This is a genomic window from Amycolatopsis orientalis DSM 43388 (assembly GCF_000411975.1).
In the GTDB taxonomy this organism is placed as follows: domain Bacteria; phylum Actinomycetota; class Actinomycetes; order Mycobacteriales; family Pseudonocardiaceae; genus Amycolatopsis; species Amycolatopsis orientalis_D.
The window spans coordinates 1-25090 of the sequence record NZ_ASXG01000150.1; the positions used below are offsets into that span (position 1 = coordinate 1).

24 protein-coding genes are annotated in these 25090 nt (G+C 71.3%); 8 read left to right on the forward strand and 16 right to left on the reverse strand.

Features of this window, described 5'->3' with window-relative positions; all coding sequences use genetic code 11:
* Nucleotides 1-101 precede the first annotated feature (101 nt).
* Complete coding sequence (locus tag L942_RS45055; RefSeq protein WP_162836028.1) at nt 102-260, reverse strand: hypothetical protein; 159 nt, start codon at nt 258-260, stop codon at nt 102-104.
* A 17-nt stretch (nt 261-277) separates the two neighbouring features.
* Here L942_RS45055 and L942_RS30125 point away from each other — a divergent pair, with 17 nt between their 5' ends.
* Nucleotides 278-1015, forward strand: coding sequence for an MBL fold metallo-hydrolase (locus L942_RS30125; protein ID WP_037367101.1), 738 nt, complete (start codon nt 278-280; stop codon nt 1013-1015).
* 378 nt (nt 1016-1393) lie between these two features.
* Here L942_RS30125 and hisB read toward each other — a convergent pair whose 3' ends face one another.
* From hisB to hisD, 3 genes are read right to left on the reverse strand one after another with little or no spacing between them, the layout of a single operon-like run.
* The gene (gene hisB, locus L942_RS30130) at nt 1394-1993 is read right to left on the reverse strand and encodes an imidazoleglycerol-phosphate dehydratase HisB (RefSeq protein WP_037367102.1); all 600 of its coding nucleotides are present in this window, start codon (nt 1991-1993) and stop codon (nt 1394-1396) included.
* The gene (locus L942_RS30135) at nt 1990-3099 is read right to left on the reverse strand and encodes a histidinol-phosphate transaminase (RefSeq protein ID WP_037367103.1); all 1110 of its coding nucleotides are present in this window, start codon (nt 3097-3099) and stop codon (nt 1990-1992) included. Before L942_RS30135 ends, hisB begins: the two co-directional genes overlap by 4 nt.
* Nucleotides 3096-4421, reverse strand: a complete 1326-nt coding sequence (gene hisD / locus L942_RS30140; RefSeq protein WP_037367104.1) for a histidinol dehydrogenase — start codon at nt 4419-4421, stop codon at nt 3096-3098. The genes L942_RS30135 and hisD overlap by 4 nt, the downstream gene beginning before the upstream one ends.
* A gap of 84 nt (nt 4422-4505) precedes the next feature.
* On the opposite strand from hisD, the gene L942_RS30145 reads away from it, so the two are divergent.
* Nucleotides 4506-5300, forward strand: a complete 795-nt coding sequence (locus L942_RS30145) for a carbon-nitrogen hydrolase family protein (protein WP_037367105.1) — start codon at nt 4506-4508, stop codon at nt 5298-5300.
* A gap of 157 nt (nt 5301-5457) precedes the next feature.
* Here L942_RS30145 and L942_RS30150 read toward each other — a convergent pair whose 3' ends face one another.
* Genes L942_RS30150 through eccB form a run of 3 tightly spaced genes read right to left on the reverse strand, consistent with a single transcriptional unit; the run spans nt 5458 to nt 8224 of the window.
* Entirely contained in the window at nt 5458-6111 is a 654-nt protein-coding gene (locus L942_RS30150; RefSeq protein ID WP_037367106.1) for a response regulator, read from the reverse strand.
* The gene (locus tag L942_RS30155; RefSeq protein WP_037367121.1) at nt 6108-6779 is read right to left on the reverse strand and encodes a response regulator transcription factor; all 672 of its coding nucleotides are present in this window, start codon (nt 6777-6779) and stop codon (nt 6108-6110) included. The genes L942_RS30150 and L942_RS30155 overlap by 4 nt, the downstream gene beginning before the upstream one ends.
* 38 nt (nt 6780-6817) lie before the next feature.
* Entirely contained in the window at nt 6818-8224 is a 1407-nt protein-coding gene (gene eccB / locus L942_RS30160; RefSeq protein ID WP_037367107.1) for a type VII secretion protein EccB, read from the reverse strand.
* Between the two features lie 152 nt (nt 8225-8376).
* Between eccB and L942_RS30165 the strand changes: the two genes are divergently transcribed.
* Nucleotides 8377-9459, forward strand: a complete 1083-nt coding sequence (locus L942_RS30165; RefSeq protein WP_037367108.1) for a type VII secretion protein EccE — start codon at nt 8377-8379, stop codon at nt 9457-9459.
* 123 nt (nt 9460-9582) lie between these two features.
* Here the strand turns inward: L942_RS30165 and L942_RS30170 are convergent, their stop codons facing one another.
* On the reverse strand, nt 9583-10176 hold the full coding sequence (locus tag L942_RS30170) for a putative quinol monooxygenase (protein ID WP_037367109.1): 594 nt from the start codon (nt 10174-10176) through the stop codon (nt 9583-9585).
* Nucleotides 10177-10261: 85 nt separating this feature from the next.
* Between L942_RS30170 and L942_RS30175 the strand changes: the two genes are divergently transcribed.
* On the forward strand, nt 10262-11215 hold the full coding sequence (locus L942_RS30175) for a helix-turn-helix domain-containing protein (protein WP_037367110.1): 954 nt from the start codon (nt 10262-10264) through the stop codon (nt 11213-11215).
* Here L942_RS30175 and L942_RS30180 read toward each other — a convergent pair.
* Complete coding sequence (locus L942_RS30180; protein WP_037367111.1) at nt 11160-12479, reverse strand: MFS transporter; 1320 nt, start codon at nt 12477-12479, stop codon at nt 11160-11162. The genes L942_RS30175 and L942_RS30180 overlap by 56 nt on opposite strands.
* Nucleotides 12480-12559: 80 nt before the next feature.
* On the opposite strand from L942_RS30180, the gene L942_RS30185 reads away from it, so the two are divergent.
* Nucleotides 12560-13522 carry an Lrp/AsnC family transcriptional regulator gene (locus tag L942_RS30185; RefSeq protein ID WP_081655293.1) on the forward strand — a complete coding sequence of 321 codons (963 nt, stop codon included), beginning with the start codon at nt 12560-12562 and terminating at the stop codon, nt 13520-13522.
* Here the strand turns inward: L942_RS30185 and eccD are convergent.
* From eccD to L942_RS30215, 6 genes are read right to left on the reverse strand one after another with little or no spacing between them, the layout of a single operon-like run.
* Complete coding sequence (eccD, locus tag L942_RS30190; protein ID WP_037367113.1) at nt 13512-14888, reverse strand: type VII secretion integral membrane protein EccD; 1377 nt, start codon at nt 14886-14888, stop codon at nt 13512-13514. The genes L942_RS30185 and eccD overlap by 11 nt on opposite strands.
* Entirely contained in the window at nt 14885-15208 is a 324-nt protein-coding gene (locus tag L942_RS30195; RefSeq protein ID WP_037367114.1) for a YbaB/EbfC family nucleoid-associated protein, read from the reverse strand. Before L942_RS30195 ends, eccD begins: the two co-directional genes overlap by 4 nt.
* Nucleotides 15201-15692, reverse strand: a complete 492-nt coding sequence (locus L942_RS30200; RefSeq protein ID WP_037367115.1) for a hypothetical protein — start codon at nt 15690-15692, stop codon at nt 15201-15203. Before L942_RS30200 ends, L942_RS30195 begins: the two co-directional genes overlap by 8 nt.
* 5 nt (nt 15693-15697) lie before the next feature.
* The gene (locus L942_RS30205; protein WP_037367116.1) at nt 15698-17047 is read right to left on the reverse strand and encodes a WXG100 family type VII secretion target; all 1350 of its coding nucleotides are present in this window, start codon (nt 17045-17047) and stop codon (nt 15698-15700) included.
* A gap of 3 nt (nt 17048-17050) precedes the next feature.
* Nucleotides 17051-18088 carry a WXG100 family type VII secretion target gene (locus tag L942_RS30210; protein WP_037367117.1) on the reverse strand — a complete coding sequence of 346 codons (1038 nt, stop codon included), beginning with the start codon at nt 18086-18088 and terminating at the stop codon, nt 17051-17053.
* A 27-nt stretch (nt 18089-18115) separates the two neighbouring features.
* Complete coding sequence (locus tag L942_RS30215) at nt 18116-18892, reverse strand: WXG100 family type VII secretion target (RefSeq protein WP_037367118.1); 777 nt, start codon at nt 18890-18892, stop codon at nt 18116-18118.
* Nucleotides 18893-19026: 134 nt separating this feature from the next.
* Here L942_RS30215 and L942_RS30220 point away from each other — a divergent pair, with 134 nt between their 5' ends.
* Nucleotides 19027-22971, forward strand: coding sequence for a type VII secretion protein EccC (locus tag L942_RS30220; protein WP_037367119.1), 3945 nt, complete (start codon nt 19027-19029; stop codon nt 22969-22971).
* A 115-nt stretch (nt 22972-23086) separates the two neighbouring features.
* Here the strand turns inward: L942_RS30220 and L942_RS30225 are convergent, their stop codons facing one another.
* A complete protein-coding gene (locus L942_RS30225) occupies nt 23087-23521 on the reverse strand; it encodes a WapI family immunity protein (protein ID WP_037367120.1) in 435 nt (144 codons plus the stop codon).
* Between the two features lie 58 nt (nt 23522-23579).
* On the opposite strand from L942_RS30225, the gene L942_RS30230 reads away from it, so the two are divergent.
* Both L942_RS30230 and L942_RS30235 read left to right on the forward strand, forming a co-directional pair.
* Nucleotides 23580-24263 carry a hypothetical protein gene (locus tag L942_RS30230; protein WP_051166355.1) on the forward strand — a complete coding sequence of 228 codons (684 nt, stop codon included), beginning with the start codon at nt 23580-23582 and terminating at the stop codon, nt 24261-24263.
* 63 nt (nt 24264-24326) lie between these two features.
* Nucleotides 24327-25031: a trypsin-like serine protease gene (locus tag L942_RS30235; RefSeq protein WP_051166356.1), complete on the forward strand. Its 705-nt coding sequence runs from the start codon at nt 24327-24329 to the stop codon at nt 25029-25031.
* Nucleotides 25032-25090 lie beyond the last annotated feature (59 nt).

Genomic DNA, 25090 nt, shown 5'->3' on the forward strand with positions numbered 1-25090 from the left:
ACGCCGGACCGGAGCGACGTCCACCGCCGTCAGCCAACGCCGGACCGGAGCGACGCCCACCGCAGTCAGCTAGGCCGGGGCCGGTGCGAGGTCCGCTGCTCTCAGCTCACGAGCCAAGCGATGGCCCCGCCGATGGCCAGCACTGCCGCGATGCCCAGCACCACGGCGAAGAACTTCGCGGTCTTCCACAGCGAGTAGACCCCGCCGGCCAGGAAGCCGCCCAGGGCCAGCAGCAGGACCGCGATCAGCTCTTTGCTCACAGGGGTTAGCGTGCCACATGGCTTTCACCGTGACGGTACTGGGCAGCGCGACGCCGTACCCCCGCCCGGACGCGCCGTGTTCCGGGTACCTGGTGCGCCACGAGGACACCGCGATCTGGCTCGACGCCGGCCCGGGCACCCTCGCTGCCCTGCAGGAACACGTCTCGCCCGCGGAGCTGGACGCGATCTGGATCTCGCACCTGCACGCGGATCACGTCGCGGACCTCTTGCCTGCGGTCTACGCGCTGTTGTTCGCGGACGTTCGCCTGCGCCGGCCGATCCCGCTCTACGGCCCGCCCGGCACGGCGGCCCGGATTTCCGCGTTCCTCAGCAACACCGGACGCGCGCCGATCGAGGAGGCGTTCGCCGTCCGGGAACTGCACGACGGACACCGCACCCGAGTCGGCGGCCTGCGGCTGGAGACGGTGGCCGTGTCGCACGGGTTCCCGGCGTTCGGGGTGCGGATCACCGACGGGGCACGGACTTTCGCGTACTCCGGCGACACCGGGCCCTGCGCCGCACTCGCCACTTTGGCGGCGGGAACGGATTTGTTCCTGTGCGAGGCGGACAGCATCGAACCGTCCGCGGAACACCTGACTCCGGCCGAAGCGGGCCGCGCGGCTGCCGGTGCCGCCCGGCTGGTGCTCACCCATCTCGGACACACGGTCACCGCCCGCGACGCGGTTCGCCTTGCCGCCGAACACTTTCCCGGGCCGGTGGCGTATGCCGCGCCGCGCACGGTGTTCCGCGTGTGACTCAGGTCGTGCGGTCCCCTGGCCAGGTTTCCAGGGCAGAATCCCCCTGGACAATTCTCGCCCATTCGCGCTGAGCCCGAGTCCCCCAGGGAACCAAGTGCTCGCGCCGCGGCGATTCTCATCTCCCCGAACGAGGTCGATCAGCAGCTCCCGGACGGGATGCTCCCGCCCTGCTTCGCGCAATCCCGCGTTGCCCAGCCGCCGGACCGCATTCCCGCCGAGAGCGCACACCGCGGAACCAGTACCGCAGCTCGAGAATCGGAAGTGCGCAGGATTCCCAGAGAGAACCGCGCGCTTCGCCCGCCAGGAAGAGCACAGCGGGCACTGTGCGCGACGTCAACCACCTACGTCGCGCACGGTGTTCCGCAGGGCAAACCCTTAAAGCACGCCCTTCGTGGACGGAATCCCGCCCGCCCGCGGGTCCGGTTCCGTCGCCGCCCGCAGCGCGCGGGCCACGGCCTTGTACTCCGCCTCCGCGATGTGGTGCGGGTCGCGGCCGTGGATGACCCGGACGTGCAGCGCGATCTGGGCGTGGAACGCCAGCGAATCGAAGACGTGCCGGGTCAGGACGAACGGGTAGTTGTTGCCGATGGTGAAGGTGTTGAACTGCTCCGGTTCGCCCACGTGCACGCAGTACGGGCGGCCGGAGACGTCGATCGCGGCGTGCGCGAGCGTTTCGTCCATCGGGATCCACGCGTCGCCGAACCGCCGGATGCCGCTCTTGTCCCCCAGCGCCTGGCGCAGCGCCTGGCCGAGCACGATCGCGGTGTCCTCGACAGTGTGGTGCGCGTCGATGTGGACGTCGCCGGTGGCCTCGACCTTCAGGTCCAGCGAGCCGTGCACGCCGAACGCGGTGAGCATGTGGTCGTAGAACGGCACGCCGGTGGCGATCTCCACCTGGCCGGTCCCGTCGAGGTCCAGCTGGACCAGGATGGACGATTCCTTGGTGGTGCGCTCCACCTTGCCGACGCGGCTCATCGCTTGACTTCCTTACTCGCTTCGAGGAAAGCGTCGTTCTCTTCCGGGGTGCCGACGGTCACCCGCAGGTGGCCCTCGATGCCCACGTCCCGGATCAGCACGCCGTGGTCCAAATAGGACTGCCAGCTGGCCGGCGCGTCGCTGAACTGTCCGAAGAGGACGAAGTTGGCGTCGCTCGGCACCGGGGTGAATCCCAAGCCCAGCAAGGCTTCCACGACACGGTCGCGTTCGGCGGAGAGCTTGTGCACCGACGCGAGGGTGGCGTCGGCGTGCCGCAGAGCAGCGCGGGCGGCCGCCTGGGTGACCTTGGACAGGTGGTACGGCAGCCGGACGAGCTGCAGGGCGTCCACCATGGCCGGTGCGGCGGCGAGGTAGCCCAGCCGTCCGCCGGCGAAGGCGAACGCTTTGCTCATCGTGCGCGACACGATCAGCTTCGCCGGGTACTCCGCGATCAGCTCGATCGCGCTGGCCTGCGAGGAAAACTCCGCGTACGCCTCGTCCACCACGACGATCCCCGGGGCCGCGTCGAGCACGCCGCGCAGCTGGTCCAGCGGGATCGATCCGCCGGTCGGGTTGTTCGGGCTGGTCACGAAGACGATGTCCGGCTTCCGCTCGGCGACCGCCTTGGCGGCCTGCTCGGTGTCGAGCGAGAAGTCCGCGCGGCGCGGCACCGGCAGCCAGTCGGTGCGGGTGCCGGTCGCGATGATCGGGTGCATCGAGTACGACGGCTCGAAGCCCAGCGCGGTGCGGCCGGGACCGCCGAACGCCTGCAGGATCTGCTGCAGGATCTCGTTCGATCCGTTGGCCGCCCACACGTTCTCCTCGGACAGCACGACCCGCGTGGACACGGTGAGGTAGTCCGCGAGATCGGTGCGCAACGCCACCGCGTCGCGGTCCGGGTACCGGTGCAGCGAGGCGGCTTCGGCGCGCACGGCCTCGGCGACGTCGTCGACCAGCTCGGGCGGCGGCGGGTACGGGTTTTCGTTGGTGTTGAGCCGGATCGGGACGTCCAGCTGCGGCGCGCCGTACGGGGTGCGGCCCCGCAGGTCCTCGCGCAGCGGGAGGTCGGCGAGGGTGACCTCGCCGCCGGGAGTGGCTTCGTTCATCGGCCGTCTCCTTCGAAACGCGCGGTGACGGCTTCGCCGTGCGCGGGCAGGTCTTCGGCGGTCGCGAGCGCGACGACGCGGGGGGCGATTTCGCGCAGCGCGTCCTCGGAGTAGTCCACGACGTGGATCCCCTTCAGGAAGCTCTGCACCGACAGCCCCGAGGAGTGCCGGGCGAACCCGCCGGTGGGCAGCACGTGGTTCGAGCCCGCGCAGTAGTCGCCCAGCGAAACCGGGGCGTACGCGCCGACGAAAACCGCCCCGGCGTTGCGCACCCGCGCCGCCACCTCGCGGGCGTTCGCGGTCTGGATTTCCAGGTGCTCGGCGGCATACGCGTCCACCACGCGCAGTCCGTCGTCCACAGTGGACACCAGGATGACGCCGGACTGCTTGCCGCCCAGCGCCTGGCCGACCCGCTCGGAGTGCTTCGTCGCGGGGACCCGGGCAGCGAGCTCGCGGTCGACCGCGTCGGCCAGTTCCTCGGACGGGGTGACCAGGACGCTCGCCGCCAGCGGGTCGTGCTCGGCCTGGCTGATCAGGTCGGCGGCGACGTGCGCCGGGTCGGCCGTCTCGTCGGCGAGGATCGCGATCTCGGTCGGACCGGCCTCGGAGTCGATCCCGATCACGCCGCGGACCAGGCGCTTGGCCGCGGTGAGGAAGATGTTGCCGGGTCCGGTGACGATGTCCACCGGGGCCAGCTCGGCGCCGTCGGTGTCGACGCCGCCGTAGGCGACCAGCGCGACCGCCTGCGCGCCGCCGACCGCCCAGACCTCGTCCACGCCGAGCAGCGCGGCCGCGGCGAGGATCGTCGGGTGCGGCCGTCCGCCGAACGCGGCCTGCGGCGGCGAGCACACGACCAGCGAGCGCACGCCGGCCAGCTGGGCCGGGACGACGTTCATCACCACGGTCGACGGGTACACCGCCAGCCCGCCCGGCGCGTACAGGCCGACGCGGTCGACCGGCACCCAGCGCTCGGTGACCGTGCCGCCGGGGACGACCTGCGTCGTGACGTCCTGGCGGCGCTGGTCGGCGTGCACCTTCCGAGCCCGCTTGATGGACTCCTCCAGCGCCGCGCGGACCTGCGGGTCCAGCTCGGACAGCGCCTTGGCCAGCTCCTCGGCGGGCACCCGGACCGTCTCCGGGCGCACCTTGTCGAACCGCTCGGTGAACTCGAGGACCGCCTCGACCCCGCGGTCGCGGACCGCCTCGACCACCGGCCGGACCTGATGCAGGGCCGCGTCCACGTCGTACTCGGCGCGCGGAAGCGCGGCACGGAGCTCGGCAGCGGAGGGGACCTGCCCGCGCAGGTCGGTGCGGTTCAACATGGACACCAGGGTACGAGGTGGCCCGCGCGCCCCCGGCAGGGATACTCGGTGACGACCCGCTGTCCCCGGACCAGGGAGGCTCGTGTGCCCCGGATCGCGTTGTGCCAGCTCAACTCGGGCGACGACCCGGAGGAAAACCTGAAAACGGTTCGCGCCGGCGCGGAGGCCGCGGCGGCCGCCGGAGCGCGGGTGGTGGTCTTCCCGGAGGCGACGATGGCGCGGTTCGGCCGCCCGCTCGCCCCGGTGGCGCAGCAGCTGGACGGGCCGTGGGCGTCGGCGGTCGCGTCGATCGCGTCGGACCACGACGTGCTGGTGATCGCGGGGATGTTCACCCCGGCCGACGACGGGCGGGTGCGGAACACGCTGCTGGTCACCGGGCTGGGGCAGCATCTGGGGTACGACAAGATCCACCTGTACGACGCGTTCGGGTTCGCCGAATCGGACACGGTCGCGCCCGGGTCGGAGGTCGTGACGTTCTCCGCGGAGGGGACCGTGTTCGGCGTCGCCACCTGCTACGACCTGCGCTTCCCGGAGCTGTTCCGGCGCTTGGCCGACGACGGCGCGGACGTGGTGGCGGTCCCGGCGTCGTGGGGCGCGGGGGCCGGGAAGCGCGAGCAGTGGGAAGTCCTGGTGCGCGCGCGGGCGCTGGACTCCGGATGCTGGGTGGCGGCCTGCGGGCAGGCCGACCCCGCGGTGACCGGGGTGGAGGTCAACCCGAAGGCGCCGACGGGGATCGGGTATTCGCTGGTCGCGGACGGGTTCGGGCGCGTGGAAGCGCAGGCCGGCGCCGGGGCGGAGATGCTGGTGGTGGACGTGGAGCCGGAGGTGGCCGGGAAGGCCCGGACGGCTACCGGGGCGCTGGCCAACCGGCGGCTCTGACCCCCGGCCAGCGCCGCAATGCCACGTTGGGACGCATGGGTTGTCCGGTAGCCGGTGCGAGGTCGGCGATGCGCGGTGCAGACGTCCATGAAGGCCCCAGCGGAACCCGCATCCGCCGCACGGCGCGCTGCCAAGGACCCCTGGACGCGGCGAAACCTCAGCGCAGCAACCCTTCCCGGATCGCTACCCGCACGAATCCCGCCCTCCGCCGTTCCCCCGTTTTGTCCCGGATCCGGTCCAGGTACGAGCGCACCGTCCGGACGCTGATGTCCAGGATCTCCGCGACGTCGACGTCCCGCTCCCCCGCCGCGACCAGGCGCAGGACCTGCTTCTCCCGCTCCGACAGCACGATCTTCGGACCCGCGTGCCGTTCGTCGCTGTCCTGGATGATCATCCCGGCCAAGGTCGGCGAGACGTACGCGTTGTCCTCCGCGATGGTCCGGATCGCGCGCAGCAGCTCGTCCCCGTCGACGTCCTTCGACAGGAAACCCTTCGCCCCGGCCTGCATCGCGCCGAGGACCTCCGGCTGTTCCGCGTGCGCGGACACCACGAGCACCTTGTGCCCCATCTGCCCCACCTCGAGCACCGCGGCCGCGTCCTGGACGCCGCGCAGTTTCAGGTCGAGCACGACCACGCTGCCCTTCGGCTGGTCCTGCACCGCGAAGCGCGCCACGGAGTCGGCTACCGCGCCCAGTTCGATGTCCGGGGCCTCGTTCAGCACGCGCGCGACCGCGTCCCGGTACAGCGGGTGGTCTTCGATCACCCCGACCTGGATGGGTCCGGTCCGCCGCCGCCCCTCGTCGGCTTTCACCTCAGTGTTTCCTTCCCCACCAGCCCTCGGCGGATCGCTTCCTTCACGAGGCCGGGGCGCCGCCGTTCGCCGGTCTTGTCGCGGATCCGGTCGAGGTAGCCGCGCACGGTGCGGACGCCGATGTCGAGGATCCGCGCGATGTCGACGTCCCGTTCGCCCGCCGCGACGAGCCGCAGCACCTGCACCTCGCGCGGCGACAGCTCCATTTCCGGCCGCGCGACCGGGCGGTCGGTGTTGTCCTTGATGATCATTCCGGCGACGACGGCCGACACGTACGCGCCGCCGCCCGCGACCGCGCGGATGGCGATCAGCAGCTCGTCGACATCGACGTCCTTCGACAGGAATCCCTTGGCCCCGGCGGCGATCGCGGCGAGCACGGTCTCCGGCTCGGCTTGCGCGGACACCACCAGCACGTAGTGGCCCAGCTCGGCGACTTCGAGCACCGCGGCCGCGCCGGCGACGCCGGGCAGGCCGAGGTCGAGGAGGACGACGCTCCCGGCCGGCTGGCGCGCGACGTGGAAGCGCGCGACCGAATCGACCACCGCGCCCAGTTCGACGTCCGGGGCTTCGAGGAGAACCCGTTCCACCGAGCGGCGGTACAGCGGATGGTCTTCGATGACGGCGACCCGGATGCGCTCGGGCGCCGGGGAATCGGGGCGGTCCGGCACGTCGCTGGGTCGCTGCGCTGTCGTGGTCACCGGCTCGCTCACCCCGTTCCCGCAGGCTGCCCGGCCGCGCCGGGATCGAGTGCGGGACCGGTCGGCATCAGCGCGAGAAGCCCGCCCGCGACCGGATGCCCGGACCCAGAACCGTAGCCCAGCGACGTGAGCGCCGTCCCGTTCGCCACCGGATATTTCCGTCCGGTGTCCGTGACGAGATAAATGGTGCCGGACCCGGGATCGGTCGCGACCGCGCCGCGCGAGGGCGGTACGTAGACGACGTCCGCGACCCGGGCGTCGGTCCGGCTCTGCACCGGCAGCGCGCGGGCGCCCGGCGGGACCGGCAGATCCGCCGAGACCGTGACGCGGCCGTTCTGCGCGCACAAGGTCACCGAGCTTCCGGTGATCGGGGCTTTGCCGGGGATCCGGTCCGGGTACGCCGCCGGATCCGCGCCGCCCGAACGGGATTCGCTGACCTTCTTCGCCGAAGCGACGTCCGCGGCGCGCACCCGCGCCGGTTCCGGCCGGCCCGAATACGCCGGTTCGTTCGCCGGGGTCGTGACGAGCAGCGCGGCCTCGGTCTGGCCGACGGGTTCGAGACCGTCCGGGCGGACGAGGTAGTAGGTCGAGGCGTTGGCGGGCCCGGCCATCGGGTCGACGACCGACAGCACCTGGCCGACGCGCGTCTCCTGCGTCCCGACGCGCGGGCCGCGGTTTCCGGCGCCGTCCACGGGGATCTCGCCGAGGTCGCGTCCGGCGGGCACGGTGTCGATCCAGCGCGCGGACACGGTGATCGTCGGGTAGCTGTCGAACTGCAGGGCGGCGGCGGCTTCGTCGCTCAGCCGGTACCGGTGGCCGCCCGCGAGCAGGAACCGGCTGCCCTGCGGAACGCGGACGATCACGCCGGAATCGCGCGGCAGTTCGACTCCGGTCGCCGCGGCTTCCAGCAGCACGGCGACGAGCGGTTCCGCCGAAGCGGGCGCGTCCTGGGTGGTGCGGCTGCAACTGGTCCACGGGGTGGTGATCAAGGTGGCGGGCAAGGAATCCGGTGCGCCGACGATGCCGATCTGCGTGCCGCGCGGGGCAGTGCCGAGCTTCGCGGCGGGCACCGTGACGGTGTCGTGGCCGTTGCCGCCGGCCAGCAGCCGCGCGGACGCGTAGTTCAGCACCGGATGCACCGCGCCGTCCGCGCCGAGCACGAACCGCGCCCCGCTGTCCTCCTCGACGATCACCTTGCCGCCGGACAGCCAGTCCTTCCCGCCGGACGGGCTGACCAGGCCGATCACCCCGAACACCGCCGTCACGAGCAGGGCCGCGCCGACGCCGAGCACCGTGCCGAGCACGAGCCGGCGGCTGGGCGACACCGGATGGTTGGCGTCCGCGGCGACGAGCGCGGACACGAGGCGGCGGCGCAGGAACTGGTACGCCTGGATCTGGTCCCGCTGCGTCCACACGCTGTCCCGGCCCCCTGGAGATCACATCCGCTTCCCGCGCAGGCTAGACAGCTCTCCGGGAGCGCACGAGGGTAATTTTTACGCCCACGCGCCCGCGCGGGAACGCTAGCGTTCGCGGGGCCGGGTCGCTGCCCGGGGAAGAGGGGAATGCGTTGTCCGTGTCCGCGCCGCCTGCCCCGGCTCCTGTCCGCGCCCCCGGGACCGCCGGGGTTTCGGGCGCCGCACCGTGGCCGTGGCTGCTGCCGATCCGCCCGCTGCAGGCGGCCGGGTGGGAGATCGCCGCGCTGGCGCTGCTGCTCGCCTTCACCGTGCACGGCCTGGCCCAGCCGATGCGGATCGTTGTCGCCTCGCTGGCCGGGCTGCTGGTGGCGATGACGTCCGTGCGGGTCGGCGGACGGCATTTCGCCGGCTGGGCGTGGACGTGGCTGGCACATCGCCTCCGCCGCCACGACAGCCGCCGCGACAGCCCGGACGCCTTGCTGCGCATCGCCGGTCCGGTGAAGGTCCGCCAGCACGTCGACCGCGCGGGAAACCGCTTCGGGGTCGCCGAGGTCGACGGCGGCTGGAGCGCGATCGTCCGCCTCACCCCCGGTCCCGGGGAGCCGTCGGCGGACGAACTGCTGGCCATCCTCCGCACGACGTTCCAGAACACCGACATCCCGCTGGCCGCCGTGCAGCTGCTCACGTGGGCGGTGCCCCGGGATTCGCGGGTGTACCGGGTGCGCTGGCTCGCGGTGCGCTACCGGCCGGAAGACGCGCCGATCGCCGCCCTCGCCCGCGGCGGCGGCGAACTGGGCGCGCTGCGGAGCACGGCGAGCGCGGCGCTGAGCTTGATGGTGGCGCTGGCGGAGGCGGGGTATCCGTCGACGGTCCTGGAGGCGGGCGAGCTGACCAACGAACTGCGGGTGGCGCTGGGCGTTTCGAACGGCAACCCGGAGACCGACGGCGATTTCTGGCGCGCATGGAAGTGGGGCGGGCTCACGCAGACGTGCTACTCGCCGCGGTCTTCGCGCGGTCTCGCCCGGACGTTGGGAGCGGCCGTGCCGGGTGCGGCGTTCACCGCCACGTCCGCGACGCTGCGCCGCACGCCGGGTGGGCGGGAGAAGCTCGAGCTGACCATCCGGGTAGGCGCGCGGGCGGACGAAGTGCCGGTGCCGCAGGGGGTTTCGGTGGTTCCGCTGCACGGCGGGCACGGGGCGGCGGTGCGGCGGACGTTGCCGCTCGCGCTGACCTGAGGCCGGGTTCCCGAGCCCCCCGTCCTCTGGACGAAGCAACCGCTCCAGCTCCAACGCTCGAACAACGCCGCGCGCGGCTGCGGGACCTCGACCGGCCCGACCGGCTCTGCCTGCCGCAGCGGATCAGCGAAGCGCGGACCGCGCCGTCGGAGCCAAGCGAAGCCGCTGCACGTCGTCGGAAGTCGCCAACTGGCGTTCAAATGCACGCAACGCGGCAAGATCGGGAAACGTCCAGACCCCCACCCGGACGTTCTCCCCTTCCCGCACCGGCAGCGCGCGAAAAGTGTTCTCCGCGGGCTCGGTGACGAAGGAAGCGAGCGGACCCGGCAAGGCAACTGAAGCCGGACCGATGAGCACCAAAACTCGCGACGCGGGCTCGACGGCGTCGCGGGGCCGTGAAAGCGACGGGAAGTCGGCTTCGGGGCGCAGCAGCAGGACGTTGTCGCTGTCCAGCATGGTGGCGTTCGCGGCGTCTCGATGCGTCCGCCAAGGCTCGCCTTCGAGGTAGAACGCGGTCAGCGCGGCGTGCCGGGCCGCCATGTCCGGGAAAGAACGGAACCACACGAACCGGTCCGGGTCGTCTTCGTCGCGGAATTGGCCGACGACAGTGCAACCCGCCGCTTCCTGCGGTTCCAGCAGCTCACGGTCGAAGAGGTCGATCAGCGCGTCCCGGTGCCCGGGCCGGAGGGTGTACTGGCGGAGTTCCACGACGGTCACGGCCCCGAATCTGCCACCCCGGCGAAACTCGGGCGAGTGGCAGGACTGACTCCTTCCGCAAAATTCCTGCCGTATCCTCGGTCCCATGCGAACCGTCGCCGTCGCGCTGGTCGACGACATGCCGCTGTTCGAGCTGGCCATCGCGGCCGAGGTGTTCGGGCCGTCCCGGACCGACCTCGCCGATCCCTGGTACGAGCTGCGGTTCTGCGCGGCGAAGCCGGAAACCCGCACCGAATTCGGCTTCCGCCAGCACGCCGGCCACGGTCTCGACGGGCTCAAGGACGCCGATACCGTGCTCGTGCCCGCGTTGCCGTACGCGTGTGTCCAAACTGGACAACCGATTCCGGCGCACCTGGTCGACGCCATCCAAGAAGCCGCTGCCCGCGGCGCGCGGATTGTTTCGCTGTGCACCGGCGCGTTCGCGCTCGCGGCGGCGGGCTTGCTCGACGGCCGGCGCGCGGCGACGCATTGGATGTACGCCGCCACGCTCGCCATGCTGCATCCGCGGGTCCAGGTGGACGCGTCGGTGCTCTACGTGGACGACGGACAGGTGCTCACCAGTGCTGGCCGCAGCGCGGGTATCGACCTGTGCCTGCACGTCGTCCGCACTGACCTCGGCGCGCACGTCGCCAACGAAGTCGCGCGCCGGATGGTGCTGCCCGCGCATCGCAGCGGCGGGCAGGCGCAGTACGTGTCCGCCACCGTGCCGGAGACCGACGACGCCGGGCTCGGTCCGGTGCTGCACTGGGCGACGCGCCACCTCGACCAGCCGCTGACCGTCGAACAGCTGGCCCGCCGAGCCGGAGTCAGCCCGCGCACGTTCGTCCGCCGGTTCCACGACGCCACGGGCACCACGCCGTTGCAATGGCTGCTCGACCAGCGCGTCCTGCGGGCCCGCAGCCTGCTGGAATCCACCGATCTGCCGGTCGGGTTGATCGGCGAACGCTGCGGCCTCGGTTCGGCGGCCAACCTGCGCCGCCATTTCACGCTCCGGCTCGGGACAGCTCCGACGGACTATCGGCGTGCCTTCCGCGGATGAGCCCGAGCGCGGTCAATCCGGCCGCGGCGGTCAACCCCGCTGCGGTCCAGCACGCGACTGTCACGTCCGTGGCGAGGAAAACCGTGGTCAGCACGGCGACTCCGACGGTTCCGCCGAGTTGCTGCACCGCGTTCAGCAGCCCGGCCGCCGAGCCCGTTTCCGAAGGACGGACCAGCGCGAGTGCCGCGGTGAAGAACGGCACGGTGAACAGTCCGGTTCCCGTTCCGGCGATCGCGAGCGAGAGCAGCAGCGGCCAGCCCAGCGCGATCCCGGCGACACCCAGAGCCAGGAAACCCACGCCGGCGAAGAGAATCCCGGTGCCGAAGCGCGGGACGAGCCAGCGTCCGGCCACAAAGGACGATACTGCCAGCCCACCGGACCAGGGCAGCAAGGAGAGCCCGGCGGTCCGGGCGTCGGCGTGCTGGGTCAGTTGCCAGAACAGGACGACGACTTGCGGCAGCCCGGTCATCACGGCGAAGAACAGCACTGACGTCACCAGTCCGGCCGGGAAACCCAGACCGCGGAAGAGGCTGCGCTCGATCAGGCCGCCGCGAAACCGTTGCTGCAGCGCGAAAACCACGAGCACCACGGCCCCGGCAGCGACGAGGCAACCGTTCCACCGCGTGAGCAGCGGGTAGACCACGAGCCCGGCACCGAGGACGACCAGGCCGGTCCCGAGCAGATCGAGCCGCGGCCGGGACACGGACCGGTCCTCGGCGAGCAGCCCGGACGCGGCGAGCACGGCGACTCCGAGCGGGACGTTCACCAGGAACACCGACCGCCACGACCACGCTTCGGTCAGCAGCCCGCCGAGCACCGGCCCGCTCACTGCGGCCAGACCCATCACCGGGCCGATCATGCCGAGCGCCCGCGACCGGGCCGCGCCGTCGAACAATACGCGGATCAGCCCGATCGTCTGCGGGATCACCAGCGCGGCCGAAGCCCCTTGCAGCGCCCGGAAAACGAGCAGGAATCCGGGGGCAGCCGCGGCCGCGCACAAGGCTGAGCTGAGCACGAAACCGGCTACTCCCAGCTGGAAAGTGCGGCGGCGGCCGAGAATGTCGCCGAGGCGGCCGCCAGTGATCAGCAGCAACGCGAAGGGCAGCGTGTATCCGGCGGTGTAGAAGGAGATCGTGCCGGGCCCGCCGCCCAGTTCGGCGTGGATCGCGGGCGCGGCGACCTGGACGATCGTGGTGTCGAGGAGGTTCATCGCTTCCGCGACGAGCAGGACCGCGAGCGCGGCCCAGCGGCGGGAATCGTTCATGCCGCCAGCCTGGGCAACGATCGGGCAAGGTTCCAGCCGCCCAGGCAAATGAGCAGAAATCTTCCATCTCGGATGGTTTGATGCAGAATCAAGCCATGCTCGACGACCTCGACCACGCCCTCGTCCACGCGCTCCAGGTCGACGGCCGCGCGCCGTTCGCGCGGATCGGCACCGTCCTGGGCGTCTCGACGCAGACCGTCGCGCGCCGCTACCGGAGGCTGCGCGCCGAGGCCGGACTGCGTGTCGTCGGGTTGGCCGCACCGCATCGCGCGGGACAGATGCAGTGGCTCGTGCGGCTCACCGTCGTCCCGGCGGTCGCACAGCGAGTCGCCGACGCGCTCGTCCGCCGCACCGACACGACCTGGGTCAAACTCGCCGGCGGCGGTACGGAAATCTGCGTGATCGTGCACAGTGCCAACGGCACCGAGCACGGCCTGCTGCTGCACGACATCCCGCGCACCACCGGCATCACCGCAGTCTCCGCGCACCAGCTGCTCCACCTGTACCACGGCGGCCCCGCCGCCTGGCTGGGTCGCGCGGAAGTCCTGACCGACGCCCAACGCCGCCAGCTGGAGCCGGAAAGCCGCGCCACGACTGCCGAAGCGACCGCTGCCGACGAACCCTTGCTCACCGCGTTGCAGCGAGACGGCCGCCTCGGCCAAACCGAATTGGCGGCCGTCACCGGCTGGTCCGCCGCGACCGTCGCACGCCGGATCGCGGACCTGCGCGCGGCGGAAACCCTTTACTTCGACGTGGAAATCGACGCCCGGCTCTTCGGCGCGACCACGCAGGCGCTGCTGTGGATGGCCGCGGCCCCCGCCGATCTCGACGCCGTCGCCACCGAACTCGCCACCCACCGCGAGCTAGCCGTCGTCGCCGCGACTACCGGCCCGACCAACCTCCTCGCGCACGCGCTCTGCGCCGATCCCCCGGCGCTGCACCGCTACCTCACCCACCGGCTCGGCTCGCTGCCCGGCATCCGCTCCTGCGAAACCGCGCCGGTGCTGCGGACGCTGAAAGCCGCCAGTCCGCTCAGCCGCTGACCGCCTCGTACACCCCGGCGATCAACGCCACGAACGGCACCAGCGACAACAGCACCAGGAACTCGGAAATATCCAGCAACCGCGACCAGTACGGCGACCGCACCCCGCGCGCGACCCGCGTCGCGTAGAACAGCGACACCACCGCGGCCAGCACCAGCACCAGCCCGGCGGCGAGCAGCGCGATCCGCTGGTTGGCCGCGATCAGCCAGAAACCCGCGGTCAGCAAGGCGACCAGTCCGAAGGCGACCAGCACCAGCCGCTGCGTGCGGCCCGCATACGCGCGCGAACGCTGGACCCACGCCGTCCCCAGAAGCGCGGCCAGCCCGGCTTCCCACGGCCCGCCGGTCGCGAGCACGATCGAGGAACCGAGCACCACCAGCCCGAGCGCCACCAGCAGGCTGGTGAGCAACGCCTGCGCATACGTCGTCCGGCCGGCCATTTCCGCCCCGAGCGACGGTTGTTCGTTGGCGCGGAAGGATTCCATGTCGTCCGGCACGCGCGGGAGGGGCATCCGGCCGAGCCGCAGCGCGAGCATCGGCGCGACGGCGGCCAACGCGGTCGCCAGCACCGCGGCAACCGCCGCGGCGGCCACTGGTTTCGCGCCGGTCAGCAGCACGACGCCGGTCGCGAGCGCGCCGATTCCCGCCGAGCCGACCGCTGCGACGAAGAACGGCAGCCGGTCGGCCACCGAAACCGCGGCCAGCACGCCGTACACAGTCACCGCGGCGAGGCCCGCGGCAAGCGGTCCGGCGGCGAGCGAGAACACCGGATGCGGGGGCAGCAACGACATCCCGGCCAGGAACGCGACGCCGAGCCCGGCCAGCGCACCGGCCGCGCCCGCGCCCGAATCGCCGTACGCCCGGCTCAGCGCACCGCCGCCGAGCAGCAGCACGATCGCGAGCAGCCCGGTGCCGATCGGCGCGAGCACGCTGCCCGCCAGCGAGGCCTGGATCAGCAGCCCGCCCGCGAACAACAGCAACGCGGCCGTCGTGATCCCGGCCCGCCGGGCGATTTTCGGCCCCCACGCGGTCGACGCGGATTCGCCGACGCTCGCGATCGAATCGACCACGTCGTCGAACAGCAACGGGCCGCGGGGACGTTCGCGCGGGGTCAGGTGCAGCACCTCGCCGTCGCGCACCTGCGCGGCGGCCACGGTGAGCCCGAGCGCGAGCGGCGCGCCGCCGAGCCGCGACAGCACCCAGCCCGGGTGCTCGGCCGACGCCTGCCCGGCCGCCCCGGCCAGCCGGACCAGCTGCGGCACCAGTTCGGCGAACGTGCTCTGCTGCGGCAGCGCGACGTCCACCCTGGCGCGCGGGGTGACGATCGTGACGCGCCGGGTCGACCCGGCGACGGCCGGCGCGCTCACTGCTGGGCCCTGGCCGCCTCGATCACCGGGGCGAACTTCGCGCTGCTCGCCTCGGCCAGCTTCTGCAGACCCGCGTTCACCGCTTCGAGGACGATCTCCGACAGCGTGCGCGCGTCGTATTCGCGGATCGCGCGCGGGTCGATGTCGACCGAGGTGAACCGGCCGTCGCCGCGCAGCGTCACGGTCACCTCGTTCTGCCGCGAGGCGGCCTTGACCTCCATCGCCTCGACCGTGCGCTGGATCCGCTGCACCTCTTCGGTCTGCTTGCGGACCTGCGCGAGCAGTTCGTCCATATCCGGCACGGCATTCGGTTCAGTCACCGTCGTTCTCCTTCTCCTGCGGGGTTTCCCGGCGGACGTGCACGCTGGCGACGAACTTCCGGAAGTCGGGGACGAGCGGGCGCGCGTCCCGCGGATCGGCCGTGCAGACCAGCTCCAGCACAACCCGCCCGGCCGGGCCGGGCACAGTCAGGAACACCTGGATCTGCAGCAGTTCCTGGCCTTCGCCGGTGCGCAGCCGCAAGGTCTGGGTGCAGCCGGGCGCGGCCGGGCTGCCGACCTCCTGCCGGCCGGCGACGTCCAGCGAGGCCATCGTCCGGCCGAGCCGCTCGACGGCTTCGTCGGCGATGTCCGTCATCGGCAAGGAATCCCGGCGCTGCTGGATGCCGAGCGTGATGTTCGGGGTGAACTCCGCCTGCGAATTCGGGTGCACCGCAACGAAAACCAGGCCGGGGGCGATCGGCGGCACCGGCGTCCAGCCCTCCGGGACGTCGAAGCCCAGCGGGAGCGTCATCAGATCCGCCATGGCGCTCACCACGAACCCGCGTACTGGACGGCGTCGTCGTCCCAAGCCCCGCCCAGCGCGTCGGCCGCCTGGCCCGCCGCGTCGCCGACCGCGTCGATCGCCGCGCCGCCGTACTCGGCGACCGCCGCGCCGACCTTCGGCAGGTCGATGTCGATCTTCGCGCCGAGCCCGGCCCCGATCCCCAACGCGGCACCGGCCTTGAAGTTCATCTTCAGATGCCCGTTGTCGTAGACGAACTGCCCGTCGAGCTGCGCGCCGATTCCATATTGGACACTCCCGCTGGCGCCGACGCCGACCCCCGCGACGTCCGCCGCGACCTGGCCTTCCAGTTTGCCGCCGGCGAACGCGTTGGCGTGCACGCCAAGCCCGTGGACCCCGAGCTGGCCGGAAGCGCTGACCTCGCCGCCGGCGAACGCGGAACCGCGAGCGCTGCCGTGCGCGGCGCCGTAGCTTCCGCTGGTCCCGATGTCCTCCCGGAAGCCCAGCTCGGCGTGTCCGGACGCCTTCGCGTCCCAGCCCTGCGAGGAGAGTTTCCCGTCGTACTCGGGAATGAAGCCGTCTTGCTCATGCGCCGTCTTGTAGTAGGTGACCTCGGTGGCCCGGCCGATCGCGGTTTTCTGCTTCGGCTGCCCGAACGGCGTGTCCGCCTTCTTCGGGGCGCGGGTGCCTTCCAGCCCGTTCCAGGTCAGCTTCTTCCAGCCGGAATTGCCGAACCACGACGGCGCCGAGCGCGGCCGTTTCCGTCCGTCGAGTGTGTCGCCGTTGACCCAGGACAACGGGCCGTAGGTGCGTTTGCCCAGCTTGCCCGGTTTGCTCATCGGTCCGGCCCACGGCGCGGGGAACAACTCCGCCAGCGCGTCGGACAACTCGTCGGCGACCTCGCCGACCGCCGCGACCGCCTGTTCGCCCAGAGCCCTTGCCGCGGCGATAAAAGCGCCCACCGCGTTCGGATCCGCCGCACGCGCTTGGTTGATCAACTGTGCGCCGTACTGGTCGAACTGCGAAATAACCGAATCAACGCCGGAACGCGCCCACCGCAACAGCTGTCCGGCCATCGACAACCGCTTGCCTTGTTCGCCCAGCTTCGTACCGTCTTCGGTCAACGCGTGTGCGACATCGGACGCCGCCGTCGCGTACGCGGTGTACGCGGCACCGTCCCAGTCAGCGTGCAATGCCGTGGCCGCGTCCGCGATTTCAGTGGCTTTGCCGGTAATCGTGGACGCGTTGGTGCCACAGCGGTTCGCCGCCGCTTCGAGCGCCGCCGGGTCGCCCGTGACCCGGCGCTGGTATTCGACCAGCACCTGCCGGTAGTTCGACAGCACCGAGCTGACGACTCCGGACGCGTCCACGGCCACCGGTTACGCGCCCTTCGCGTCGATGTCGACGTGCTGCTGGAAGTGCTTGCCCTGGTAGGTGACGTCGACGTCGATGTCCACGTCCTGCCCGGCCGGGGCCTCGACGGTCGACTTCCCGGTGGTGAGATCGGTGTGGATCACGACCTCGTGCGCGCCGGTCGACGGAGCGGGCACCGACGGCGCGGGAGCCGGATCCACGGGGATCCAGCTGTTCCCCGGACTGGCCCCGACCCCGGACGGCCAAGCCCCGCCGCTGGTTCCGCTGCCGCCCGGCCAGCCGCCGCCAGTTCCGCTGCCCGTCGGCCAGCCGCCAGTGGCCAGCGCGGGCGGCGTGTAGTTCGTGAACGACGGGACTCCCCCGCCGCTGCCGCCGATCGCCGCCTGCCCGGACGCGCTCGCGACTGGCGCGGGCAGCTGCGGCGCGCTGACTGGAGTACCGGAAATGGCCGCATTGCCCGCCGCGCCGTTAGCGTCCGAAGAACCGTGGTGGAACAGCTTTTCGAGGTCGCCGATGATCGTCGCGACCTGGGTGATCTGGTTCGCGAGATCGCCCGCGCCGAGCGCTTTCAGCAGCCCGCCGACCGCAGTGATGAATCCGCGCAGGGTGGCGCTGGTGGCGGTGGAAAGCGCGACCGCGGCCCCGTAGGTCCACCAGTTCGACATCAGCGACGCGACGGTCGGGTTCACCGCCGCGACCACCGACCGGTACGCCTCCTGCGCCGCTTTCACCAGCGTGCCCGAGACGCCGAGCAGTTCAGCGCCCTTCTCGATCACAGTGATGATCTTGGTGAGCTGCTCGAGCGAGTGGGAGATCTTCTGCAGCGCCGATTCCGACGCCTCGCCGGACCAGACCTTGCCGAGCTGGTCGGCGGCCTTGCTCAGCTCGGTGTAGAGCGAGGTCAGCTCGGCGGCCTTGTGCAGCAGGTCGAGGACGTGCTTCGCGATCTGCTCGGGCTGGCCGGTGACGATCTGCGGCAGCACGGTGATCGGGCCGCCGCCGGAAGCCGTGGCGTCCATCGCGCTGGAGTTCGGGAAGAGCATCGGACCTCACTTGGTCGGGGGTCGGGGTCAGACGGAGGCGGGCCGGTACACGCTGACCTTGGCCAGTCCGCCGAGGCCCGGATCGACAGGGCCGTGGTTGTAGAGGACGCCGCCGTCCCCGGCGACGCCGATCACCGGGCTCCGGTCGGCGAGCCGAAGCGGCTCGACCACGACGACATCGCCGCTGTGCACGCCGCCGGGCACGTCGCCGAAGGTGCGCGCGGTGCCCGAATAAACCTCGATCAGGCCGACCCGCGCCTGGTTGTCGGCGTCGCCGGCGAGCCAGTCGTTGAAGTCCGCGACGCCGTGGAACCGCGCGTCGGTCAGCGGGTGTTCGGCGAGCCGGCCGAGATCCGCGTCGCCGAGATAGCGCAGCACGTTGCCGACCGAGGACGGTTCGCCGTGCGCACCGGCGCTGTCGGTGATCGCCGCCGCGGCCAGGTGCGCCGCGTGCGGGGTCCCCCAGATCGACGTCAGCGACGGCGCCGAAGGCCCCCTGCCCCCGCCGTAGCCCTCGGAGACGGCTTCGTCGGCGCTTTGGTAAGCGTCCGCGCTGTGCTTGACCAGTCCGTTGATCTCCTGCAGCAGTTGCAGCAGCGAGCGCACCGCGGTCACCTGCTGCGAGTGCAGCGCCTCGTTCGCCGCCGCGACGACACTGCCGAAACTGGCGAACGTCGACGGCTGCAGGACGAGTTTTTCCAGGTCTGCGACGGCATTGATGCCGTGGGCGATGATGCCGCCCACGTTGCCGACGGTGGAGCGCATGGCCTCCGGCTCGGCCCGGTACTCGCCGGTCGTGCCCATGGCGCTCCCTCCGGTCTCTCGCGGTCGACGCACCGGTGCGGGGCGTCTGCGCAGAGCGTAAGTTCGCGCCGCCGGGCGAGCGGACGGCAAAAGTACCCACCGCGACCGGACAACCGGCGGCCAAAATACGGGGCATGAGTGCGCCCCGCGACCGCCTCGGCCTGCTCGGCGAGCAGCCGGGGGAGATCATGCTGCAGTCCCCGCCGATGCTGCCCAAGAGCGGCTCCGGCGGCGTGATGCAGCTCATGATGTTCCTGCCGATGATGCTCGGCATGGGCGCGATGTCGTTCGTCTACATCGGACGCGACGGCGGGGTGATGACCTGGATCTTCGGCGCGCTGTTCGTCACCGCGATGGGCGGCATGATCGTGATGTCGCTCGGCCGCGGCGGCATGGCGAAAAAGGCGCAGATCAACGAGGAGCGCCGCGACTACCAGCGCTATCTCGCCGGACTGCGCACGCGGGTGCGCGCGGTCGCCGACTCCCAGCGCGCCACGCTGATCGCGCAGCAGCCGGATCCGGCGGACCTGTGGGCGTACATCGAAACCGACCAGCACTGGGACCGCCGCCGCGGCGACCGCTCGTTCGCGATGGTGCGCGCGGCCACCGGCCCGCAGCCGCTCGCGACGCCGTTGCGCGCGCCGCAGATCGCGCCGCTGGAAGAGCTGGACCCGGTTTCCTCCACCAATCTCAAGCACTTCATCCAGACTTTCTCGACCGTCGACGGCCTGCCGGTTTCGCTCTCGCTGCGTTCGTATGCGGCCGCGACCCTGTCCGGTCGCCGGTTCGACGTGCTCGGGATGACGCGCGCGGTGCTGGCGCAGCTGGTCACGTTCCACTCCCCGACCGACCTGCGCGTGGCCTTCTGCGTCTCCCCGGATCGGGCGCACGACTGGGAATGGGCGAAATGGCTGCCGCACGCCACCGCGCCGGTGCTCGCCGACGCGACCGGTCCGCGCCGGTTGTTCGCCGACAACGCCGCGGAACTCGCACGATTGCTCGGCCCGGATCTCGGCGACCGCCCGGCGTTCTCGCGCCGCGGCGGGTCGGCGGACCTGCCCCACCTCGTGCTCGTCGTCGACGGCGGCGACTCCCACGGCGAACCGCGTCTGCTGGCCGAAGAGGGCCGGCTGGGGATCACGGTGCTGGAGATCGGCGGCGACCAGCCGCGCGCGACGTCGACCGACCGGTTGCTGAGCCTGCACGTCTCACCGGATCAGCTCGGCATGGTGGTGCTCGACGGCACCGAAGCACGGCTCGGCTTTCTCGGCACGCCGGACCGCCTCGACCACGGCGCGGCCGAAGCGCTCGCCCGGATGCTGACGCCGCTGCACCAGGGCGGCGCGGTCGTCAGCGAACAGCCGATGTCCTCGACGTTCGGGCTGGCCGGCCTGCTCGGCATCGGCGACCCGCGCGACACCGACCCCACCGCCACCTGGGCGCCGCGCCCGGCGCGCGACCGGCTGCGGATCCCGTTGGGCGTGAATCCCGAAGGCCGTCCGGTCGAACTGGACCTCAAGGAATCGGCCGAGGGCGGCATGGGCCCGCACGGGCTGGTGATCGGCGCGACCGGGTCCGGCAAGAGCGAACTGCTGCGCACGCTGGTCACCGCGCTGGCTGTCACGCATTCGTCGGAAACGCTGAACCTCGCGCTGATCGACTTCAAGGGCGGCGCGACGTTCGCAGGCATGACCAACCTGCCGCACACCTGCGCGGTGATCACGAACCTGTCCGACGACCTCGCGCTCGTCGACCGCATGGCGGACGCGCTGAACGGTGAGCTGCTGCGGCGGCAGGAACTCCTGCACGCAGCCGGAAACTACGCGTCGGTGCGCGATTACGAGAAGGCCCGCGCGGACGGCGCTCCGCTGCAGCCGTTGCCGTCGCTGCTGGTGATCATCGACGAATTCTCGGAGCTGCTTTCCTCCCGGCCGGAGTTCATCGACCTGTTCGTCGCGATCGGCCGCCTCGGCCGCTCCCTCGGGATCCACCTGCTTCTTGCGTCGCAGCGGCTGGAGGAAGGGCGGCTGCGCGGGCTCGACTCGCACCTGTCGTACCGGATCGGCCTGCGGACGTTCTCCGCCGCGGAAAGCCGTGCGGTACTCGGCGTCGCCGACGCCTACCAACTGCCTCCGGTACCCGGTTCGGCGTACCTGAAATCCGACAACGACACCCTGATCCGGCTCAAGGCCGCGTACGTCTCCGGCGAACTCCCGCCACGCAGCCGGATTGTACGCTCAGACGGACAGCAGCTCGGCGTCCTGCCATTCACTCTGGGGCCGGTCGAGATCCCCGTCGCCGAACAACCCGCCGCCGAGACTCCGGAGAAGGGCACCGGCGAGACCATCATCGGCGCGATGCTGTCCCGTTTGGAGGGACGCGGCCCGGCCGCGCACCAGATCTGGCTGCCGCCGCTGGCCGAACCGCCCACTTTGGACCAGCTGCTGCCCCCGATCGGCGAAGACCCCCGCCGCGGCTTGTGCCCGCTCGGCTGGGGCGGCAACGGCAAGCTGACCATCCCGGTCGCGTTGGTGGACAAGCCCTTCGAACAGCGCCGCGACATGCTGTGGGCGGATTTCTCCGGCGCGGCGGGCAACGCGGTCATAGTCGGCGCACCGCAAAGCGGCAAGTCGACATTGATGAAGGACATCGCGGCGATGCTCGCGCTGACCCACACGCCCGCCGAGGTGCAGTTCTTCATCCTGGACATGGGCGGCGGCGCGCTGGCCCCGATCGCCGGCCTCCCGCACGTCTCCGGCTACGCCACCCGCCGCGATCCGCAGCGCTGCCGCCGGGTCGTCGCGGAACTCGTGACTCTGCTGGAACAGCGGGAAGAATTCTTCGCCGCGCACGGGATCGAGTCGATGGCCGCCTTCCGCAGCCGCCGGAGCGAGTTCACCGAAAGCAGCGACGACCGCGAGTTCGGCGACGTGTTCCTGTTCGTGGACAACTGGACCACGATTCGGTCCGAATACGAACGCCTGGAAGAACAAATCACCGCGCTGGCGCAACGAGGTCTGGGCTTCGGCATCCACGTCCTGGTCTCGCTCAACCAGTGGATCGGCGCCCGCGCGCAGTTGCGCGACGCCATCAGCACCCGCTTCGAACTGCGACTGGGCGACCCGGCGGACTCGTCGATCGACCGGAAGACAGCGCAAAACGTCCCCGCCGACCGCCCCGGCCGCGGTCTGACCGCGGACAAACTGCACTTCCTCGCGGCCCTGCCGCGCATCGACTCCGACCAACGCCCGGAAACCGTAGGCGCCGGCGGCCTGGACCTGGTCCGCCGAGTCTCCGCCGCCTGGACCGGCCCGCGCGCGCCGCAAGTCCGCCTGCTCCCTCCGGAAGTCCCGCTGGACTCGCTGCCCGCCGCCCCGCGCAGCCGGATCACCCTGGGCCTGGCCGAATCCACCCTGCGCCCCGTCCACCTGGACTTCCGGACGGACCCGCACTTCCTGGCCTTCGGCGACGTCGAATCGGGCAAGAGTTCTTTGCTGCGCGCCCTCATCACCGGCATCTGCGCGACCAACACGCCCGACGAAGCCCTAATCCTGGTCGGTGACTACCGCCGCAGCCTGCTGGGCGTAGTGGACGAACCGCACCTGCTCGGCTATGCCGGCGCCGAGAACACCCTGACCGACCTGGTGAATCAATGCGCGACCGCGATGCGCAATCGCCTCCCCGGCCCGGACGTCACGCCCGACCAACTGCGAAACCGCTCCTGGTGGCGCGGCCCGGACCTGTACGTAGTCGTCGACGACTACGAACTGGTCGCCACCGCCGGACGGAACCCACTGCTGTCCCTGCTGGAATTCCTCCCGCAGGCAAGGGACATCGGCCTGCACCTCATCCTGGCCCGCTCCTCCGGCGGCGCCGGACGAGGCCTGTACGAAGCGGTGATCCAGCGGGTGCGGGAGCTGGGCTCGCCGGGTCTGGTCATGTCCGGCGGGAAGGAAGAGGGCGCGCTGCTCGGCGATGTGAAGCCCTCGCCGCAGCCGGCCGGCCGAGGAACCCTGGTGTCGCGACGGCACGGAGTGGAACTGGTGCAGGTCGCGTGGACCAAGCCGGTGGAGGACTGAGCGGGTTCAGCCGAGGAAGACTTCACGGTCCGTCAGGTAGCACCGTCTCCATTGGCGACAGCTCTCCGCGCATGTCCCGCACACCGTGCATACGCCCCCTCATAATTCCCGTTCTTCACGGAAGCCCGAGCACGGGAAACGCCGCCTCGATCGCGGTCAGCCCCGCCACGACCTCCGCCAGCTGCGCATACTCGATCCCCTCGATCCGGAACGACAGCCGGTTCCCGCTCGAATGATCGGCGATCGCGACGCCCTCCGCCTCGGCCCGTCCGTCGGCGACGGTCACCGTCAGGTCCAGCCAATCCTCCAGCGACATCAGCCGCGCGCTGCCGCCGGCCTCCGGGCAGGCCGCCAGCTGCTCCCGGAATTCCTGCAGTTCATTGGCCCGCAACCCGGCGGCCAACCGCGCGGTGAACCCGCCCGAGACGATCTCGATCGGGCTGACGAGCCAGTTCCCGTCCCAGAAATCGTCCGCGCCGGGGTGCATCCGCCCGTGCACGGCGATCACCAGCCGATCTCCGCGCGCCGCGCCGAACGTCACCGTGTGCATCCCGCTCCTCCCCGATCAGGTCTGCCAGCATATGCAGTCCACGAGCGAGGGAGCCCCGATGCCCGGACTGGCAGAACTGGCCTACACCACCGGCGGAGGCGTCGTCGGCGCCGCGTTGACCAACTACTTCACCAAGGTCCAGGAACGCCGCCAGCTCCGCGCCGAGGTCTACCGGCGGCTCGAAGCGACCCGCGCGATCTCCGGCGGAGTGCCCGAAATCCGGATCGGTTTGCCCCCGAACACCTTGACCGGCCGGAAATCCGTCGCTGACGCGCTCGGGATCGCCGCCGTCCTAGAAGACGGAACGGACGCGCACCGCGCCCTCCACGAGGCGCTGTCCGAGCTGCTCACCGCGGTGCTGGTCGCCGGAATTCCCCGCCGTGTCGCCGATTTCGCCGCCGGCGCGCACGAGCGCGTCCTGGAAAGCGCAGTGATAGCCGCCGTCGACCGGCGACTCGGCGACGTCCCGCAGGTCAACTCCGCGCGGCTGATCCAAGCCGCCCAGGAGTACCGCGCCGAAACGACCGGACTCCTGCTCGCCGTTCTCTGGCACCCGTGGCGAGCCAGGTTCCGCGCCCGCAGCCGGATCCGGAACCTGCGCGTCGCCGTGCACGCGTTGCACCTTCAGCAGGAAGCTGCCGCCGCCGCGCTCACCCGTCCGGAGCAAGCCGAGACGCTCCACCGGCGGCTGGACCCGGACGGCACGCTCCGCGAAACGTGGATCGAAGACCGACTTCCGTAGGTTACCGCATTTCCAGATGCCGCCTACGGTCGGGAAATCACCACCGAGGCGGAGGGATTTTCCATGCGTTACGCGAAAGCGGCGGCCGTGGTCGCCGGTGCTGCGATGGCGTTCGGGGCCGGGGCGGCGGTCCCGGCGAGTGCCGACACGCACATCATCGGCGGCGACACCGTGAAGTCGGCCCCGTGGGGCGCCCAGGTGTTCTGGGACGACGTCACCGACTATGGCGGCTTCGAATGCTCCGGCACGATCATCGCCTCGCAGTGGGTGCTCACCGCACAACACTGCCTGAACAAGGGCGGCATGCACGTCAAGGTCGGCGACGTCGCGCTGGGCCAGGGCACCGAAGCCGCGGTCGACGACCAAAAGGCCTCGCCCAACGGCGACATCGCGCTGCTGCACCTGAAGTCCGCTGTGGACACGACGTACATGAAGCTGGCCGACAAGGACCCGGCCACGGGCGCCACCAACCAGATCTACGGCTGGGGCCGCACCAAGGACCAGAGCCCGCCCTCGGACACGCTCAAGACCGCGGACGTCCAGGTGACCGGCGAGAGCACGGACGCCTTCAACGGCAAGGCAATCGCGAGCAAGGGCGTCACCGGCTCCTCGTGGCACGGCGATTCCGGCGGCCCGCAACTGGCCGACGGCGTCCAGGTCGGCGTCTGCTCCACCGGCGAAAACTCCGGCAGCGACGAACACGGCACCCAGAACTACGCCAGCGTCGCCAACAGCCGCGACTGGATCAAGCAAACCGCAGGCGTCTAGGGCGTGTCTGACAAAGCTTTGGTCCAGGTGATCACGGCGTGCAGCACGACCGCCGATCG

What these genes read in the sequence shown, in the direction of transcription:
- L942_RS30125 (WP_037367101.1), top strand. Translation starts at nt 278, where the DNA reads ATGGCTTTCACCGTGACGGTACTGGGCAGCGCGACGCCGTACCCCCGC.
- hisB (WP_037367102.1), bottom strand. Translation starts at nt 1,993, where the DNA reads ATGAGCCGCGTCGGCAAGGTGGAGCGCACCACCAAGGAATCGTCCATC.
- L942_RS30135 (WP_037367103.1), bottom strand. Translation starts at nt 3,099, where the DNA reads ATGAACGAAGCCACTCCCGGCGGCGAGGTCACCCTCGCCGACCTCCCG.
- hisD (WP_037367104.1), bottom strand. Translation starts at nt 4,421, where the DNA reads ATGTTGAACCGCACCGACCTGCGCGGGCAGGTCCCCTCCGCTGCCGAG.
- L942_RS30175 (WP_037367110.1), top strand. Translation starts at nt 10,262, where the DNA reads ATGCGAACCGTCGCCGTCGCGCTGGTCGACGACATGCCGCTGTTCGAG.
- L942_RS30180 (WP_037367111.1), bottom strand. Translation starts at nt 12,479, where the DNA reads ATGAACGATTCCCGCCGCTGGGCCGCGCTCGCGGTCCTGCTCGTCGCG.
- L942_RS30185 (WP_081655293.1), top strand. Translation starts at nt 12,560, where the DNA reads ATGCAGAATCAAGCCATGCTCGACGACCTCGACCACGCCCTCGTCCAC.
- L942_RS30200 (WP_037367115.1), bottom strand. Translation starts at nt 15,692, where the DNA reads ATGGCGGATCTGATGACGCTCCCGCTGGGCTTCGACGTCCCGGAGGGC.
- L942_RS30210 (WP_037367117.1), bottom strand. Translation starts at nt 18,088, where the DNA reads ATGCTCTTCCCGAACTCCAGCGCGATGGACGCCACGGCTTCCGGCGGC.
- L942_RS30215 (WP_037367118.1), bottom strand. Translation starts at nt 18,892, where the DNA reads ATGGGCACGACCGGCGAGTACCGGGCCGAGCCGGAGGCCATGCGCTCC.
- L942_RS30220 (WP_037367119.1), top strand. Translation starts at nt 19,027, where the DNA reads ATGAGTGCGCCCCGCGACCGCCTCGGCCTGCTCGGCGAGCAGCCGGGG.
- L942_RS30225 (WP_037367120.1), bottom strand. Translation starts at nt 23,521, where the DNA reads ATGCACACGGTGACGTTCGGCGCGGCGCGCGGAGATCGGCTGGTGATC.
- L942_RS30230 (WP_051166355.1), top strand. Translation starts at nt 23,580, where the DNA reads ATGCCCGGACTGGCAGAACTGGCCTACACCACCGGCGGAGGCGTCGTC.
- L942_RS30235 (WP_051166356.1), top strand. Translation starts at nt 24,327, where the DNA reads ATGCGTTACGCGAAAGCGGCGGCCGTGGTCGCCGGTGCTGCGATGGCG.